Raw genomic sequence first — 16,616 nt, forward strand, 5'->3', positions numbered from 1 at the left:
GCTCTGCCAGTTGAGCCATGTCAGCATATTAATTTTTTGGTGGGCACAACAGGGTTCGAACCTGTGACCCCCTGCTTGTAAGGCAGGTGCTCTCCCAGCTGAGCTATGCGCCCTTATTTTTAAAATAAGTTTAAGTTTAATGTGGTGGAGGAGGACGGATTCGAACCATCGAAGTCGTAGACAACAGATTTACAGTCTGCCCCCTTTAGCCACTCGGGAACTCCTCCACATTTTGGAGCTGACAACAGGAATCGAACCTGCAACCTGCTGATTACAAGTCAGCTGCTCTGCCAGTTGAGCCATGTCAGCATATTTGTTTTTCAACGTTTTTCAAGATTTATTAAGTATCTCGTCAACGTAGATAAGTATACTAATTTCTGTGTATTACTTCAACACGTATTTTAGCCTATTACAATAATTTAAGCCTTTCATTCTACTATTTATTCACTATTACTCTTGTTTTTTCTTTTTTTCACCTTATATTGTTAAAAATCAAATATATATCCTGTAATCATTTCTTTTGTTTCCTTAGTTTTAAATAAAACCAACATATTGTTCTACTTAATAATACAATTTTTTATTGTTAAATCCAGTATATTTACTTAAACTTTTTTTCAATTATTTCTAGATCTATATATTTACTTAAAATCTTCTTAACTTTTTCAAAATCTTTACTTGATAATTTATCTTTTAGTAATTCATATGCATTTATAACAGCTTTTTCATGATTTTTGTCATTTAAAACCTTTGTAAGCTTGTTAAAATCTTCTTTTTCAAGCCTATTTCCAATATATAAAAGTGTAGTTTTTTCACCTAATGTTAAACTGCTTATAATTTTAGTATTATCAACCTTAAATACTGAAATATCTTTTTCCCTTTCCTCTCCACACTCCCCCTGGTATTCACTTGTATCTTCATGTAAATTTTTACTTTCTCTTTTACTTTGGATATTTTCGCTTATATCTTCATTTGAATTTTCTCTATTTTCCTGACTTTCATTTTTACTTTTTTCACTTATTATTGACTCATTATGTTGGTCGCTTTCCTCTGTGTGTTCTTCAATAGGCCTATTCTTAGACTCATCTATAACTTCATTTACAGGTCCATTAAATTGTCCTTGAAATTTATAAATTTGGTCATTTATATTTAAGAAAATACATGTAGTAATTCCTGTACATAAGATTACTATCATATTATATATAATCAATTTTTTTTTCATACTTCACCTCTCATAATAAAATTTAATTACTTTTATCAACTAATATCACTCACAACCTATTCTGCATGCTTTGATAAATTCTTCTCATCTTCAATTAAAGTAATGAGTGTTCCTTTTAAATAAACTTTACCTAAAACTATGAATAACTTCATTGTCTTTAATTCTATCACTTCTTATTTTTTTTATTCACTGTAATTATAAAGTTAAGATTTTTATCATATAAATTTAATATTGAGGAGGTGTGGATTATTGAACAAAGTTAAAGTTAATTATACTGACAAATTATCTTTTTATAATATTTCATTTTTCATAAAAGATTTTATAGATTATAATTCCATAATAGTATGTATTGGAACTGATAGATGCATTGGTGATTGCCTTGGTCCTTTAGTTGGAACGCTTCTTAAAAACAAATTTTTTCCTTTGAATGTATATGGAACTATCGATTCTCCCATTCATGCTTTGAACATAGATGAAAAATTGCATGAAATAAAGAAAACTCATCCTAATTCAACTATTGTTGCTATTGATGCTTGTTTAGGAGATACGAATTCTATAGGAGAAATTCATGCTAGGAATTATTCTATACATCCCGGGAAAGGAGTTGGAAAAGTTTTACCACATGTAGGTGATGCTTCAATAATAGGAATTGTAGACTCTAGTGATAATTGTGAAATCTTCACCTCTAGAAATATAAGACTATCACTTGTTTTTAGTATGGCTCAAGTAATTGTGGATTCATTGTTTCATTCTATTTACCTAAAAGAGCTAAAATAATATCTATTAATCCTAGTATAAATCTATACAAAAAGAGTTGTTTACATACATTCTTTTATGCAAACAACTCTTAATCCCAATATTTACTATTTATAATATTTTCTCTTCTTAAGCAAGAGATGTACTCACACCTAAGAAATTAAGCACCACTACAGTTCTTATAAGCCTCATTTCTAGAGTAATGTATCTTGTAACCCCACTTGAATCTAAGAATCACTTGATATCATACATATTTAATCTATAAGGGCAACATCACCCTCATCTATTGTAACTCCCAACTTGTCTATATATTGTAAAACCATTCCAGTCCCTTCAGCAACACATTCTACAGAGCAGTCTGCCACATTTGTTGGTACCTTAGTAACGTGTGTTATTAATTTATCTAACCCACTTAATAATGCCCCTCCACCTGTCATTAGTATTCCTTTATCTGCAATATCTGCTGCTAGTTCTGGTGGTGTCTTTTCTAAAACTGAGTGTGCACAATCTGCTATAGCTGTTACACAGTCTTGTAATGCTTCCATAATTTCAAGTGATGAAACTGTTACATTCTTAGGTAATCCTGTAACCAAATCTCTTCCTTTTATGTCAGCCGTTAAACTTTCATCAGCCCCAAATGCTGATCCTATCTTTATTTTTAAATCTTCTGATGTTCTTTCACCTATCATTAGCTTGTATTTTTTTCTTATATATTTAATTATCGCTTCGTCAAATCTGTCCCCAGCAATTTTTATAGAATCTCTAACTACTATTCCACCTAGAGATATTACAGCTATATCTGTAGTTCCTCCACCTATATCAATTACCATGTTTCCAATTGGTTTTGTTATATCTATTCCTGACCCTACTGATGCTGCTAATGGTTCCTCTATTAAGTATACTTTTTTTGCACCTGCATGAATTGCCGCATCTCTAACTGCCCTTTTTTCAACCTCAGTTGCCCTACACGGAACACATATCATAACTTTAGGAGCAGAAACTCTTCTCTTTCCACATGCCTTAGCTATAAAATATTTTAGCATTTTCTCTGTTGTATCATAATCAGAAATTACCCCATCTCTTAATGGTCTAACTGCTACTATATTCCCCGGCGTTCTACCTATCATTTTCCTAGCTTCTTCTCCAACAGCTAAAACTTTATTTGTATTTTTATCTATAGCTACAACAGAAGGCTCATTTAAAACTACACCTTTTCCTTTAATGTACACAAGTATTGTTGCTGTTCCTAAATCTATTCCTATATCCGTTCCCATTCTCCAAAACCACATGTAAATTCACTCCTATAATCCCTTTATTATACAAATATTATCTTTTTTTATCAATATTCTATAAATGATTATACCTTTAAAGAGATTAACCTTCAATAGCTTTATACTTTAATTTGGTAGCTTTTCCACCTCTTATGTGCCTTTCTGCCTTGTTTAATTCTAATATATTCTTAGCTTCTTCAGCTATGCCTGGATTTATTTTAGGTAGTCTCTCAGTCATATCCTTATGTATTGTACTTTTAGAAACACCAAAAACCTTAGCTGTTTTTCTTATTGTGGATTTTGAATCTATTATATATTGAGCTACTTCTAAAACTCTTTCTTCAATATAATCCTTCAATTTTTTCACTCCTTAATTTAAATTTTATTATAAATCAACCATTCTCTTTAAAGAAAATGGTTGATTTATATAAATTGATATTAGTTATTATTTTTCAGTTGCTGGTTTATATGAAACATATTTTAATGGATCTTGCTCTTCTCCATTTTTGTAAACCGCAAAACATAAATGGCTTCCGTATTTTTCTGAAGAATAAGTTATTGAGCTATTACCTATTTTTCCAATAGCATCACCTTGTTTAACCTTTTGATCTTTTTTAACTGATATATTTTCAAGGTTTGCATATCTAGTAACAACTCCATTTTGATGAGTAATCTCTACGTAATTCCCAAAGTTTTTATACTCTGAATCTACTAAATCTTTGTTTTCTTCATTATTTACATAAACTTTTGTAACTGCACCTTCTTGTGCTGATTTGACAGTTGTCCCTGCATCTGCTTTTACATGTATTGCGAAGTGAGTTACTGCTTTATTTAATCCTTCAACATATTCAGGTATTGCTGAATATGTTCTAGCTAAAGTTCCATCCACTGGATTTACAAACTTTCCATTAGATGTATTTGCTACTTGAGCTGATTTATCTCCATCTTTTTCAGCCACAACAGCGTTATTTTGATTATTATTTTTAACTTCTGTAGCATTATCTACAGTTTTCTTTTGATCAACGCTTTTTGTAACTTCTTCACTTTGTTCTGCAACCTGTTTGTCTTCACTTGCTGCTTGAGAAACTTGTTCTTGTTTCTCCTTTGAAACCATTGCATTTTTTGCACTAAATGCAGCTACCACAGCTACTACACATAAGCACACAAATAAAACTACGTAAAAGCCCTCTTTTTTAAAAAAATTAGATGATTTGTCCTGTAATTTTTTGTCCATATGAACACCTCCATCAGTTATTTTTGCCACTTGGTAGTTTTTAATACAATTAATTAATAAAAACTATTCTTTTTTTATCCTTATTTTTCTACAGAATATGTGTTTTTATATGCAAATATAAATTTATTTGCATATTATATATTTAAAATTTAGCTTCTATTGACATAAAATATAGTTGATTTTATAAATAAATAAAAAAGATGACTCATTATATTCTTTCAATACAATGAATCATCTTTTTTATAATTTAATATTTTTAATATTAATATATCTTTTTTATAGATACACCTGAATAGTAGTGAGTAATTATGTCCTTATAATCCTTACCATTTTTGGCCATAGCATTTGCTCCCCATTGACTCATACCAACCCCATGTCCGTACCCTTTACAATGTATATTCACTTTATTATTATTAAAATCTAATGAAAAATTTGCTGAATTTAATTCAAACAATTTTCTAAACTCAACTCCAGTAATAGTTTCACCTCCTAATTTTATTTCTTTTACAGCTCCACCCTCTGTATGAGATTTTATATCAATAGATTTTTTTAAATTGTTATTATTTACTTTAGCATTTTTATAGTTGGAATTTATAGTGTTTATGAACTTTTTATACTCTACTACTTTATCACTAGTATATTTAGGTGCTATTTCCTCGCCTTCACTATATACTGATTTTAAATATGGAACATCCCCGCCAAAAACATCTTTAACATTTTCAGTTTTTCCACTGCTAGTTGCAAAAAACTGAGCATTCGTCACTATATCTTCTCCAAAATACATAACTTCTCCTTTTGTTTCATCTACAGCCTTACATATTTTATTCCAGTTATCTTCCCCACTTTTTCCCCATTCCTTTAACTTTACATCATATCCTTTATAAACCTGACAGTGAGTAGTATCACATACATTAGCACCTTTGCCGTTAGTGCAATTATACTTTATCTTATTTAATGCAAAATTCCTTGCTGCAATAGCTTGCGCCTTCAATGCTTCAATTTCAAAAGATACTTGCATTTCTGATGCTACAACTCCTTTTATGTAATCTTCAAAATTAATTTCCTCTACCTTTTCTTCATTGGATATATACACTTTTATCTTTCCATCACTAACATATTCGGCTAAAGTTTTATCTAATTGCTTATCCTCTACTAATTGTTTATTATTATTTTGTACTTCTCCTTTTCCTCCTATTATAATCATTGGAAGTGCTATAATTACCGCTACAACAACAATCAATACTATTAACAAACTTTTTATTTCTCTCATATCTACAACAAAAATAGGTCTTTTCATTTATTCCCCCCCAATATTAACTTAATATTTATTAATATGCTAAATTTATATTCATTATTATCATTAAGCAAAAAAATATAGGTGCCCATATCTTAAACTATAAGATATGGGCACCTAACCAGTTAAAAAACATCATACTTGTATCCTTTCAATATTAGCACCTAATTTTTTTAACTTTTTTTCAATACAAACGTATCCTCTGTCTATGTGATATATATCCTCTATTGTTGTTGTCCCTTCTGCTACAAGTCCTGCTAATATAAGAGCTGCACCAGCCCTCAAATCAGTTGCTTTTACATTACATCCACTAAATGATTTTATTCCTTCTATGACTGCACATCTTCCATCAATCTTTATATTTGCTCCCATCCTTTTTAATTCTGATGCATGCATAAATCTATTTTCAAATACTGTTTCTGTTACAATGCTTGTTCCCTGTGCTAAGCACATAAGAGACATCATAGGAGATTGCATGTCTGTTGGAAAACCAGGATATGGCATAGTTTTTATATCTATTGGACTCAATCCATCGTGACCATTAATAATAATAAATCCTTGACCTATTTCTAACTTTACTCCACACTCTATGAGCTTAGCTATTAAGGATCTTAAATTTTCCTCTTCAGCTCCAACTATCTTTATATTTGAATTTGTTAAAGCCCCTGCTACCATATAAGTTCCTGCTTCTATTCTATCAAAAATAGGAGTATAACTTACCCCTTTCAGTTGCTTAACTCCTTTTATTATTATTGTATCAGTTCCTGCACCACTTATAATAGCTCCCATCTTTACAAGAAAGTTCGCAAGATCTTTTATTTCTGGCTCTTCTGCTGCATTTTCTATTATGGTATCTCCATCTGCTAAAACAGCTGCCATCATTATATTTTCAGTAGCTCCTACTGAAGGAAAATCTAAATATATAGAACCTCCTCTTAGTTTATCTGCTTTTGCTTCTACAAATCCATGTCCTAAGTCAATAGTAGCTCCTAATGCCTTAAACCCCTTCAAATGTAAATCTATAGGCCTACTACCTATGTTACATCCTCCAGGTAGAGATATTTTTACCCTTCCAAATCTAGATAACATTGGTCCCATTATAAGAAAAGATGCTCTCATTTTTCTAACAAGTTCACTATCTGGTTCTTCATTACCAACCATACAGGATGAATCTAAATATATACTACCTTCTTTAAAATCAGCCTTTACATTAATGCTCTTTAAAAGATCACATATAACATATACATCTTCCAATTCTGGAGCATTTTCTATAGTACATTTTGAACCACTTAGAATAGTTGCTGCTATTATTGGTAAAATAGAATTTTTAGCGACACTTACAAAAACTTCACCTTGTAGTTTTTTTCCACCTTTTAAAATGAATTTTTCCATATTTTCCTCCATAAAAATTGTTAATAAATACATGCAATTATAGGAGTTCCTATAATCACATATGTTCCAGAAGTATATTCATTAATTGAAAAATTCATATCTAATTTCTCATTAGTATTAATACTGTTTTGAAAATAGCCTGTATATGCTGTTCCAAAGTAGCCTTCATTTGATTTAACTACATTTATCTTCTTACTTCCAATTATTTGGAGAACATTTTCTAACTTAGCTACATACTTATAGTCATTATCATGAATTTTTCCCTTTGTACAATAATATGTCTTTACATTAGTATCATTTGTGTTTATAGAGGTTAATATGTTATTCTTTAACTGGTTAAAATCACTATTTATATCCTCACTTGTAATATTAATATATATCTTTCCTTCTAATGCTAATACATCATCCAGAATATCCACTTTCAAATTACTATTAGATAATTTATTTATATTGTTTTTTATTTCCTTAAGAGAATATTGATTGCACTCATTTAGTTCTACCGTCATAGAATTTTCGATTACTTGTCCATCTAAAGTCCATACAATATTATTTAAAATCTCCTTTTGTAATGTTGGTATTGGTATTAGAATTAGGAGCATAAAAATTACTATACTAATTTTAAATCTCATAATTATCTCCTTCCTTTCACCAATAGTCTATCCATTTTATTACATAATATACTTATATCTAGAATTTATATAAAATATATTATTAATATATATTTTTTTAGGAAAAGTGTGCATAAATTATATCCACTTAGTGTAATTTTGTAATTTATGTATTTAAAGGTAATTTGATTTGTTTTATTGTAACACAAAAAGATCCATGCTTTTAAATGCATGAATCTTTTATAATATCATCTTAACTATTTATATTATTTTGTTACTAACAATCTTAACATGGCTTTATGCAATGATAATTCAGCTCTTTGAGTATCTATATTAGTATCTTTTTCTTTTAATCTCATTTGTGCTCTTTCTTTTGCAGCCTCAGCTCTATTTTTATCTATTTCTTCTGGCCACTCTGCAGAATTACAAGTTAAAAATATTTCTCCGCTAGTAATTCTCATAACACCTTCTGATGTAAATAGTGTTTTTTCATTACCATCCATATCAACAAATCTAGTTATAGATGGTGATAATAAACTAACTAAATCCATATGATTTGGTAGAATTTCTATTTTACCTGATACACTTTCTATAAACAATTTTTCAATCTGTCCATTATAAATTCTCTTTGTAGCTGTTAATATATTTAGTGTTAAATTTTTTTGCATTTACTCACATCCTTAATTTTCAGAAGCTATTTTTTTAGCTTTCTCTATTGCATCATCAATAGTTCCTACAAATAAAAATGCTGATTCTGGTAAATTATCATGCTTTCCTTCAAGGATTTCTTTAAATCCTCTTATTGTTTCTTTTATTGGTACAAATCTACCTTTCATACCTGTAAATTGTTCAGCAACAGTAAATGGTTGAGATAAGAATCTTTGCATTCTTCTTGCTCTTCCTACTATTAATCTATCTTCTTCAGATAATTCATCTACACCCAATATTGCTATTATATCTTGTAATTCTTTGTATCTCTCTAAAACATTTTTAACTTTATTTGCTATGTCAAAATGATCTCTACCAATTATTCTTGGATCAAGAATTCTTGATGTAGAATCTAGAGGGTCAACAGCTGGGTATATACCAAGTTCTGATATAGATCTTGATAAGACAGTTGTTGCATCTAAGTGTGTGAATGTTGTAGCTGGTGCTGGGTCAGTTAAGTCATCTGCCGGAACATAAACTGCTTGAACAGATGTTATTGAACCACTTTTAGTAGATGTAATTCTTTCTTGTAAGGCTCCCATCTCAGTTGCAAGTGTTGGTTGATATCCAACTGCACTAGGAATTCTTCCTAATAATGCTGAAACTTCTGAACCCGCTTGAGTAAATCTAAATATATTATCTATAAATAATAATACGTCTTGACCTTGATCTCTAAAATATTCTGCCATTGTAAGTCCTGTTAATGCAACTCTCATTCTTGCTCCAGGTGGCTCATTCATTTGACCAAATACTAAGGCAGTCTTATTAATAACTCCTGACTCGGTCATTTCGTAGTATAAATCATTTCCTTCTCTTGTTCTTTCTCCAACTCCTGTAAATACAGAAAGTCCACCATGCTCTTTTGCTATATTGTTAATAAGTTCTTGTATAAGAACTGTCTTACCAACTCCAGCTCCACCAAAAAGACCTATCTTTCCACCTTTTTGATATGGAGCAAGTAAATCTATAACTTTTATACCAGTTTCAAACATTTCTGGTTCAACAGCTTGCTCTGCAAATGTTGGCGCAGCTCTGTGAATTGTATAAGAGTTTCTTGATTCAAAGTGTCCTTTTTTATCAATTGTTTTACCCAATACATTAAATAATCTTCCTAGAACTTCTTCTCCAACAGGAACACTTATAGCTTTTCCTGTATCTACAGCATCCATTCCTCTTTTTAAACCTTCTGTAGCCTCCATAGCTATAGCTCTTACTATATCATCACCAACATGTTGTTCAACTTCTGCTATAACAACTTTGTCATGGTCCATTTTTATTTCTATAGCATTTAGTATATCAGGAAGACAATCAGATTCAAATTTTATATCTATAACAGGTCCTATGACTTGTGTAACTTTTCCTATATTACAAGGCATATCCATTCCTCCTAACTATTTCTGTGCCTCAGCACCTCCAACTATTTCAGAGATTTCTTGAGTAATAGCACTTTGTCTTATTCTATTATATTTTAAGTTAAGTCCATCTAAAATATCATCTGCATTTTTAGTTGCACCATCCATTGATGACATTCTTGATGCATGTTCACTACACTTAGCATGTGTCATCGCAAAGTGAACACTACCTTGTAAATACATAAGCATAATATCATCGGATATCTCGTAAGCAGATGGTTCTATTACTATAGTATCTGATAAAGATTCCGTTTCTTCAACTGATAATGGAAGTAATTTTTCAATAACAGGTATCTGCTTTACTGGAGAAACAAACTTAGTATATACTATATTTATTTCTCCTATCTCTCCTTTTTTATATAAATCAACTGCATGATTAAATATAGTTTTAGATTCCTTTGTAGTTGGTACATCTGGTATGTCAACATATTCTGCTAATGTATTAAGTCCATATTTTCTAAAATAAACCCTACCTTTTTCTCCAACTGTTATTATATTTGAATTATTAATATCTTCTTTTATACTTTCAACAGCAGAGGCTACAATTGCTGCATTATAGCCTCCACATAATCCTGAATCTGAAGTTATTACAATATAAAGTTTTTTGTTGGAGTTGTTTCCAATTATAAGAGTACTTTCAATATCATCTAAAGAGTTTATAACTAAATTTTTAGTTTTCTCTAAACTCTTATGATACTCATCTGCAACTGCTAATTGTCCTCTTATTTTTCTTAACTTGGATGTGGCAACTAATCCCATGGCTTTGGTTATTTTTCTAGTATTAGTTACAGACTTAATTCTTCTTTTTATTGCAATAAGTCCTGCTCCTGCCACATTGTCACCTCCTAAAAGATCTAAGCTGCAAATAATTTCTTAAATTCAGCTATAGCCTCATCTAATTTACTTTTTAATTCATCAGTTAATTTTCCACCATCTATTATTTCTTTTCCTATATCTCTATGATGAGTATCCATATATTCTAAGAATTCTTTTTCAAATCTTCTTATATTGTATACCGATATATCCATTAAATGGTTATTTACACCCGCATATAATATCATAACTTGTTTTTCTACTTGCATTGGCTCATATTGATCTTGTTTTAATATTTCCATTAATCTTTTACCTTTTTCAAGTCTATTTTTAGCTTCCTTGTCAAGGTCTGATCCAAACTGAGCAAATGCTGCTAATTCTCTATATTGTGCAAGTTCTAGTCTCAATGTACCAGCAACTTGTTTCATTGCTTTTATTTGAGCATTACCACCAACTCTTGATACAGATATACCAGCATTAACAGCAGGTTTTAATCCTCCATGGAATAATTCTGCTTCTAAGAATATCTGACCGTCAGTTATTGATATAACGTTAGTTGGTATATATGCTGTAACGTCTCCTGCAAGAGTTTCTATTATTGGAAGAGCTGTTAAAGATCCTCCTCCATTCTCATCTGATAACTTAGCTGATCTTTCTAGTAATCTTGAATGGATGTAGAAAACATCTCCAGGATAAGCTTCTCTTCCTGGTGGTCTCTTAAGAAGTAATGACATTGTTCTATATGCAACCGCATGTTTAGATAAATCATCATAAATAATCAACACATCTTTACCTTGATTCATGAAGTATTCACCCATACTACATCCTGCATAAGGTGCTATAAATTGAAGTGGGGCTGTATCAGCTGCTGTTGATGAAACTACTATTGTGTAGTCCATAGCTCCCATTTCTGATAAAGTATTTGCTATATGTGCAACCGTTGATTGCTTTTGTCCTATAGCAACATAAATACAAACAACATCTTTTCCTTTTTGATTTAAAATTGTATCTATAGCTATCGCAGTTTTTCCTGTTTGTCTATCACCTATAATAAGCTCTCTTTGTCCTTTTCCTATAGGTATCATAGAGTCTATAGCTTTTATACCTGTTTGAAGTGGCTCATTAACAGACTTTCTCTCTATAACACCAGGTGCTTGAACTTCTATGTCTCTCATACCTGAATTTTTTATTGGTCCTTTACCATCAACAGGTTGACCTAATGAATTTACAACCCTACCTATTAAAGCTTCACCAACTGGTACTTCAACAATCTTTCCAGTTCTCTTTACTATGTCGCCTTCTTTTATTCCTTCTTCTGGTCCTAAAAGAACACAACCAACATTATCTTGTTCAAGGTTTAAAGCCATTCCTAAAATTCCCCTTGGGAATTCTAAAAGCTCACCTTCCATACAATCATCTAAACCATAAACTCTGGCAACTCCGTCTCCTATTTGAACTATAGTACCGGAGTCAGTAGTTTCTATTTTCTTTTGATACTTTTCGATTTCACTTCTTATTATAGAAGTAATCTCTTCTGGCTTTATATTCATAAAAATTCACCTCTATTCACTACTCAGTACTAGGTCTTTCATCTCATCTAATTTTGATTTAATTGTTCCATCAATTACATCATTACCTACTCTTACATATAGACCTCCAAGAATGACTTCATCAATCTCTTCTTTTAATATAATGTCTTTATTGTACATTGTATTTAGTCTTTGTTTTAGTAGCTTTCTTTGTGTATTATCCAATGGAATTACACTTTTTACTATAGCCTCTAGCTTATTTTGTCTCTCTAAATGAATTTTTTCAAATTCTTTAAGCTTTTCTTTAAGATATAGTATTCTATCTTTTTCTATCAAGAGTAACAAGAATCTCAATAGCTCATCATCTATTTTCCCTTGAAATATATTCTTAAAAGCTTGCTTTTTCTTGCTAGTTGTTATTTCGGGATGTTTTATTATTTGAGAAAAATCCTTATTTTCTTGTATTAAAGTAACAATATCTCTTAAATCCTCAAGATATTGATCTACTCTACCTTTTTCTTCTGCAACTTGATAAAGAGCTAATGCATATCTTCTATCTAAATATTCATACATTCCTAATTACCTACCTTAGCTATAAAATCATCAATAAGCTTTTTATGAGTTTCCTCATCTATTGAATCTTCTAATGCCTTTGAGGCTATAATTATAGCTAAATTTATAGATTGACTCTTTATCTCATCTTCTGCCTTATGCTTTTCTCTCTCTATTTCTATCTTAGCTCTGTCTAAAACAGTAGTTGCTTCTTTTTTTGCATCTCCTACGATCTCATCATACAATGCTTCTGCTTTAGTTTTATATGTCTTAACTACATCCTTACCTTGATCTTTAGCCTGCTTAAGCCCTAATCTGCTTTCTTCTACTAATTTTTGTGATTGTAACTTATCTTTATTAGCATCTTCTATATCACTAACTATTTTCTCTCTTCTTTGATTCATTACTTCTTTAATTCTTCCAAATAATAAGTGCTTTAAAACAAAGAAAAGAATTAAAAAGTTGATAATGTATGCAGGTATAATATTTAAATCAATTCCTATTTTCTCCATACTATATGCTTAAGCCTCCTTTCGGGCTTTATTATCTACCATAAAATTAATTTTTAGCTACCTTGTAAAATCAAAGTAGCTTTTATCTAAATCTTTTTCTTATTTTAGTCCTACAAATATTAATAAAATAGATACTAGTAATCCATATATAGCAGTTGCTTCTGCGAAACCTGCACCTATGATTAATGTAGAAGTTATCTTTCCTGATGCTTCTGGTTGTCTAGCTATACTTTCAACAGCTTTACCTGTTGCATTTCCTATTCCTACACCTGCTCCAAGACCTGTTATAACAGCTAAGCCTGCACCTATAGCTGACATTCCTAATACAAAAAATTCATTCATGATATTTCCTCCTTAAACCTATCTTAATTATTTTAATAAAAATTTAGTGTTCAGACACTAGTTTAATGTTTATCATTGTTAACATTACAAAGATAACCATTTGGATCGTTCCATCAAAAATATCGAAATAAAAATGTAATGGAACTGGCAATACTAATTGAGCGAACCATGATAGATGACTTAACGCCTCATATACTAGTTCCATTATTATTGTAGCCGAAAGCATATTCCCGAACAATCTCAAACTAAGAGATACTGGAAGCATAACTCTTTCCATAATATTCAAGGGCAACATAAATACAAATGGCCTACCATATCCTATAAAATAATGTCCTAAGCCGACCTTTTTAATAGCGTATCCTTGAATTACTACAAAACTTATAAGTGCTAATGATATGTCAACACTATAATCTTTAGTTGGTGGCGCTATTCCAAATAACCCCATCATGTTCATTGACAACAAATATACTGCCAAAGTACCTATAAATGGACCAAAGCTCTCATATCCCTTGCCCATATTTTCACGTATAATATTAGAAACTGCATCTACAAACATTTCTAATATGTTTTGCTTTCCACTAGGTACTTCTTTTAAATCTCTAGTTAGATACAATGCTAATAAGGCTATAGCCAGTATAATAATCCACTGTACTACTAAATAGAGGGTAATATTAAATGTTAACCCACCAATATTAAATGACCAAATAGGTTGTAAAGCTTCCAACTAATCACTTCCCCTCTCTTTAAATTCTCCTTAATTTGGTAGCATATAAAATAATTGCTATAAAGTGCATTATAACACCTATTATATATACTATCAAATAATATTTATTATATGTAAATAACACTATTGCTATCGTACAAATAATCGAAGTTCTGATTAAAAGGCTTACTATATTTAAAATTGGACTTTTAAATTGTTTCTTATTTAATTCATAATTTAATACTATTGAATTAACAATAAAGTTTATCATTGATATCACTAGGCCTAGTATATATATTAATGAATAAACCATATTAAAAAGCATAGCTATTATTATTGCTATACTAATTAGTAAAATAAAATCATATTTGATTGTGGTCTTTATTAAATCCTTAACTTCATCTTCCATCACTTACCTCTTGTCCAACCATGTGTTTATTATATAATAGGGCGTTAAAGTAACAAAATCCAATATTGCTTTAAATTTGTCTTTATTTTAGTCTTTATGGTCGTTTAAGTTTACTTTTGCTATGATTCTTCCAAATATCTCTTGCAATATCTATTTTATTAAGGTTGCAAATAATATATAAGTTCATTATTCAATATTTTTAAAATTGAAAACTATTGACTTGTTTATTTATTAAATAAATACCTTTACATTTATAATTCAAACGTTTTTATATTAGTTTAATACACCTTACAAAGTAAATAATGCCTTTTATTCCTTATACTATTAAGTGGTTATGAATAACTTTTGACATTTTTATTCATTTATTTATTTTTTTTTGCACTTAAAATTGTTTTTTATGCATTATATATATATATATAATGGTATATTATGAATTTTTTATGTATAGTTTTGTTAATTTAACTTCATATATAGAACCATATATACATATATTTGCCCATTTTAATATAAAAATATAAGCTTTAGGATTCTTATTTGAACCCTAAAGCTATATAAGTTTAATTATATATTAAGCACTTATTATTAGTGTATACTTATATATGTTTATCTTTCAATGATTAATGCAGTACCCATTCCTCCACCAATACACAATGTTGCTAATCCTCTTTTAACATCTTTTTTCTTCATTTCATGTATAAGAGTAACTAAAATTCTTGCTCCAGATGCTCCGATAGGATGTCCAAGAGCTATAGCTCCACCATTAATATTAACTTTATTCATATCAAGTTTTAAATCTTTAGCAACAGCTAAACTTTGAGCAGCAAATGCTTCATTTGCTTCGAATAAATCTATGTCATCAACGCCTAAGTTTGCTTTAGCTAAAGCAGCTCTAGTAGCTTCAACTGGTCCATATCCCATTATTGATGGATCTAAGCCCTTTGATGCGTATGAAACAATTTTTGCTAGTGGCTTAATTCCTAATTCTTTAACTTTTTCTCCGCTCATTATAACTACAACTGCTGCTCCATCATTTATTCCTGATGCATTTGCTGCAGTTACTGTTCCATCTTTTTTAAATGCTGGTTTTAGTTTTGCTAATTTTTCTATTGTACTACCAAACTTAGGATGTTCATCTGTATCAAATACTATAGGATCTCCCTTTCTTTGAGGTATAACCACTGGAACTATTTCATCTTCAAACTCTCCATTTTTTATTGCTCTTTCAGCCTTCATTTGAGAGTTTAATGAAAATTTATCTTGTTCTTCTCTAGTTATATTCCATCTTTCAGCTATGTTCTCTGCTGTAATTCCCATATGATAATTATTAAATGCATCCCATAATCCATCCGTTATCATTTCATCAACAATATTTCCATTTCCCATTCTTTGACCCCATCTTGCACTATTTAGTACATATGGCGCTCTTGACATATTTTCCATTCCTCCAGCAACTATTACATCTGAATCTCCAGCTAAAATCATTTGACATCCAAGACTTACAGCTCTTAAGCCTGATCCACAAACCTTGTTTATAGTCATTGCTGAAATCTCTTCTGGAATTCCTGCTTTTATAACTGCTTGTCTTGCTGGATTTTGTCCTAATCCTGCTTGAAGTACGTTTCCTAGTATAACCTCATCAACATATTTACCTTCTATAGAAGCTCTTTTTAATGCTTCCTTAATTACTAATGCTCCTAAATCAACTGCTGGAACATCCTTTAAGCTTCCTCCAAAAGTTCCTACTGCTGTTCTTACTGCACTAACTATAAATACTTCTTTCATTTTTTTAGCCCCCTATTATTTTGTTTATTTTATTTATTTAATGACTTATTTGATATTTTTTTAACATTCTATTTGAAATA

At 30.3% G+C, this 16,616-nt stretch carries 18 protein-coding genes and 3 tRNA genes; 1 reads left to right on the forward strand and 20 read right to left on the reverse strand.

Annotation, left to right across the window (positions count from 1 at the left end):
- Positions 1–37 precede the first annotated feature (37 nt).
- The 4 genes from BM119_RS12145 to BM119_RS12160 form a co-directional block, all read right to left on the reverse strand.
- A tRNA-Val gene (locus BM119_RS12145) sits at positions 38–113 on the reverse strand.
- A 29-nt stretch (positions 114–142) separates the two neighbouring features.
- A tRNA-Tyr gene (locus BM119_RS12150) sits at positions 143–227 on the reverse strand.
- A 6-nt stretch (positions 228–233) separates the two neighbouring features.
- A tRNA-Thr gene (locus BM119_RS12155) sits at positions 234–309 on the reverse strand.
- Positions 310–598: 289 nt separating this feature from the next.
- Positions 599–1,219, reverse strand: a complete 621-nt coding sequence (locus BM119_RS12160; protein WP_090041827.1) for a hypothetical protein — start codon at positions 1,217–1,219, stop codon at positions 599–601.
- A gap of 249 nt (positions 1,220–1,468) precedes the next feature.
- Between BM119_RS12160 and yyaC the strand changes: the two genes are divergently transcribed.
- Positions 1,469–1,996 carry a spore protease YyaC gene (gene yyaC / locus BM119_RS12165; RefSeq protein ID WP_090041828.1) on the forward strand — a complete coding sequence of 176 codons (528 nt, stop codon included), beginning with the start codon at positions 1,469–1,471 and terminating at the stop codon, positions 1,994–1,996.
- A 233-nt stretch (positions 1,997–2,229) separates the two neighbouring features.
- On the opposite strand, the gene mreB is transcribed toward yyaC, so the two are convergent.
- The 16 genes from mreB to BM119_RS12245 all read right to left on the reverse strand — a co-directional run bounded on the left by mreB (position 2,230) and on the right by BM119_RS12245 (position 16,536).
- The gene (gene mreB / locus BM119_RS12170) at positions 2,230–3,264 is read right to left on the reverse strand and encodes a rod shape-determining protein (RefSeq protein ID WP_090041830.1); all 1,035 of its coding nucleotides are present in this window, start codon (positions 3,262–3,264) and stop codon (positions 2,230–2,232) included.
- Positions 3,265–3,349: 85 nt separating this feature from the next.
- Positions 3,350–3,604, reverse strand: a complete 255-nt coding sequence (gene spoIIID, locus BM119_RS12175) for a sporulation transcriptional regulator SpoIIID (RefSeq protein WP_090041831.1) — start codon at positions 3,602–3,604, stop codon at positions 3,350–3,352.
- A gap of 87 nt (positions 3,605–3,691) precedes the next feature.
- Entirely contained in the window at positions 3,692–4,480 is a 789-nt protein-coding gene (locus BM119_RS12180) for a M23 family metallopeptidase (RefSeq protein ID WP_090041833.1), read from the reverse strand.
- Between the two features lie 262 nt (positions 4,481–4,742).
- Positions 4,743–5,777: a stage II sporulation protein D gene (gene spoIID, locus BM119_RS12185; RefSeq protein ID WP_090041834.1), complete on the reverse strand. Its 1,035-nt coding sequence runs from the start codon at positions 5,775–5,777 to the stop codon at positions 4,743–4,745.
- A 132-nt stretch (positions 5,778–5,909) separates the two neighbouring features.
- Complete coding sequence (gene murA, locus BM119_RS12190) at positions 5,910–7,166, reverse strand: UDP-N-acetylglucosamine 1-carboxyvinyltransferase (RefSeq protein WP_090041836.1); 1,257 nt, start codon at positions 7,164–7,166, stop codon at positions 5,910–5,912.
- Positions 7,167–7,186: 20 nt separating this feature from the next.
- Entirely contained in the window at positions 7,187–7,795 is a 609-nt protein-coding gene (locus BM119_RS12195) for a YwmB family TATA-box binding protein (RefSeq protein ID WP_090041837.1), read from the reverse strand.
- A 245-nt stretch (positions 7,796–8,040) separates the two neighbouring features.
- The gene (atpC, locus tag BM119_RS12200) at positions 8,041–8,442 is read right to left on the reverse strand and encodes an ATP synthase F1 subunit epsilon (RefSeq protein ID WP_090041839.1); all 402 of its coding nucleotides are present in this window, start codon (positions 8,440–8,442) and stop codon (positions 8,041–8,043) included.
- Positions 8,443–8,454: 12 nt separating this feature from the next.
- Positions 8,455–9,858, reverse strand: a complete 1,404-nt coding sequence (gene atpD, locus BM119_RS12205) for a F0F1 ATP synthase subunit beta (protein WP_090041841.1) — start codon at positions 9,856–9,858, stop codon at positions 8,455–8,457.
- A gap of 15 nt (positions 9,859–9,873) precedes the next feature.
- Positions 9,874–10,728 carry an ATP synthase F1 subunit gamma gene (gene atpG, locus BM119_RS12210; protein ID WP_090041842.1) on the reverse strand — a complete coding sequence of 285 codons (855 nt, stop codon included), beginning with the start codon at positions 10,726–10,728 and terminating at the stop codon, positions 9,874–9,876.
- Positions 10,729–10,748: 20 nt separating this feature from the next.
- A complete protein-coding gene (atpA, locus tag BM119_RS12215) occupies positions 10,749–12,257 on the reverse strand; it encodes a F0F1 ATP synthase subunit alpha (protein WP_090041844.1) in 1,509 nt (502 codons plus the stop codon).
- A 12-nt stretch (positions 12,258–12,269) separates the two neighbouring features.
- On the reverse strand, positions 12,270–12,809 hold the full coding sequence (locus BM119_RS12220) for a F0F1 ATP synthase subunit delta (RefSeq protein ID WP_090041846.1): 540 nt from the start codon (positions 12,807–12,809) through the stop codon (positions 12,270–12,272).
- A 2-nt stretch (positions 12,810–12,811) separates the two neighbouring features.
- Positions 12,812–13,300 (reverse strand): F0F1 ATP synthase subunit B, encoded by a 489-nt coding sequence (locus BM119_RS12225; RefSeq protein WP_090041847.1) that lies wholly within the window; start codon positions 13,298–13,300, stop codon positions 12,812–12,814.
- Between the two features lie 99 nt (positions 13,301–13,399).
- Positions 13,400–13,642 carry an ATP synthase F0 subunit C gene (gene atpE, locus BM119_RS12230; RefSeq protein ID WP_090041848.1) on the reverse strand — a complete coding sequence of 81 codons (243 nt, stop codon included), beginning with the start codon at positions 13,640–13,642 and terminating at the stop codon, positions 13,400–13,402.
- 43 nt (positions 13,643–13,685) lie between these two features.
- Positions 13,686–14,366: a F0F1 ATP synthase subunit A gene (locus BM119_RS12235; protein WP_090041850.1), complete on the reverse strand. Its 681-nt coding sequence runs from the start codon at positions 14,364–14,366 to the stop codon at positions 13,686–13,688.
- Between the two features lie 19 nt (positions 14,367–14,385).
- Positions 14,386–14,754, reverse strand: a complete 369-nt coding sequence (locus BM119_RS12240) for an ATP synthase subunit I (RefSeq protein ID WP_090041852.1) — start codon at positions 14,752–14,754, stop codon at positions 14,386–14,388.
- Between the two features lie 603 nt (positions 14,755–15,357).
- Complete coding sequence (locus BM119_RS12245; RefSeq protein ID WP_090041854.1) at positions 15,358–16,536, reverse strand: acetyl-CoA C-acetyltransferase; 1,179 nt, start codon at positions 16,534–16,536, stop codon at positions 15,358–15,360.
- Between the last annotated feature and the right edge of the window lie 80 nt (positions 16,537–16,616).

The sequence above is a fragment of the Clostridium frigidicarnis genome (genome assembly GCF_900111985.1).
GTDB classification, from domain to species: Bacteria; Bacillota; Clostridia; order Clostridiales; family Clostridiaceae; genus Clostridium_Z; species Clostridium_Z frigidicarnis.

What these genes read in the sequence shown, in the direction of transcription:
- mreB (WP_090041830.1), bottom strand. Translation starts at nt 3,264, where the DNA reads ATGTGGTTTTGGAGAATGGGAACGGATATAGGAATAGATTTAGGAACA.
- atpC (WP_090041839.1), bottom strand. Translation starts at nt 8,442, where the DNA reads ATGCAAAAAAATTTAACACTAAATATATTAACAGCTACAAAGAGAATT.
- atpD (WP_090041841.1), bottom strand. Translation starts at nt 9,858, where the DNA reads ATGCCTTGTAATATAGGAAAAGTTACACAAGTCATAGGACCTGTTATA.
- BM119_RS12220 (WP_090041846.1), bottom strand. Translation starts at nt 12,809, where the DNA reads ATGTATGAATATTTAGATAGAAGATATGCATTAGCTCTTTATCAAGTT.
- BM119_RS12225 (WP_090041847.1), bottom strand. Translation starts at nt 13,300, where the DNA reads ATGGAGAAAATAGGAATTGATTTAAATATTATACCTGCATACATTATC.
- BM119_RS12240 (WP_090041852.1), bottom strand. Translation starts at nt 14,754, where the DNA reads ATGGAAGATGAAGTTAAGGATTTAATAAAGACCACAATCAAATATGAT.
- spoIID (WP_090041834.1), bottom strand. Translation starts at nt 5,777, where the DNA reads ATGAAAAGACCTATTTTTGTTGTAGATATGAGAGAAATAAAAAGTTTG.
- atpA (WP_090041844.1), bottom strand. Translation starts at nt 12,257, where the DNA reads ATGAATATAAAGCCAGAAGAGATTACTTCTATAATAAGAAGTGAAATC.
- BM119_RS12195 (WP_090041837.1), bottom strand. Translation starts at nt 7,795, where the DNA reads ATGAGATTTAAAATTAGTATAGTAATTTTTATGCTCCTAATTCTAATA.
- atpE (WP_090041848.1), bottom strand. Translation starts at nt 13,642, where the DNA reads ATGAATGAATTTTTTGTATTAGGAATGTCAGCTATAGGTGCAGGCTTA.
- BM119_RS12245 (WP_090041854.1), bottom strand. Translation starts at nt 16,536, where the DNA reads ATGAAAGAAGTATTTATAGTTAGTGCAGTAAGAACAGCAGTAGGAACT.
- BM119_RS12180 (WP_090041833.1), bottom strand. Translation starts at nt 4,480, where the DNA reads ATGGACAAAAAATTACAGGACAAATCATCTAATTTTTTTAAAAAAGAG.
- murA (WP_090041836.1), bottom strand. Translation starts at nt 7,166, where the DNA reads ATGGAAAAATTCATTTTAAAAGGTGGAAAAAAACTACAAGGTGAAGTT.
- BM119_RS12160 (WP_090041827.1), bottom strand. Translation starts at nt 1,219, where the DNA reads ATGAAAAAAAAATTGATTATATATAATATGATAGTAATCTTATGTACA.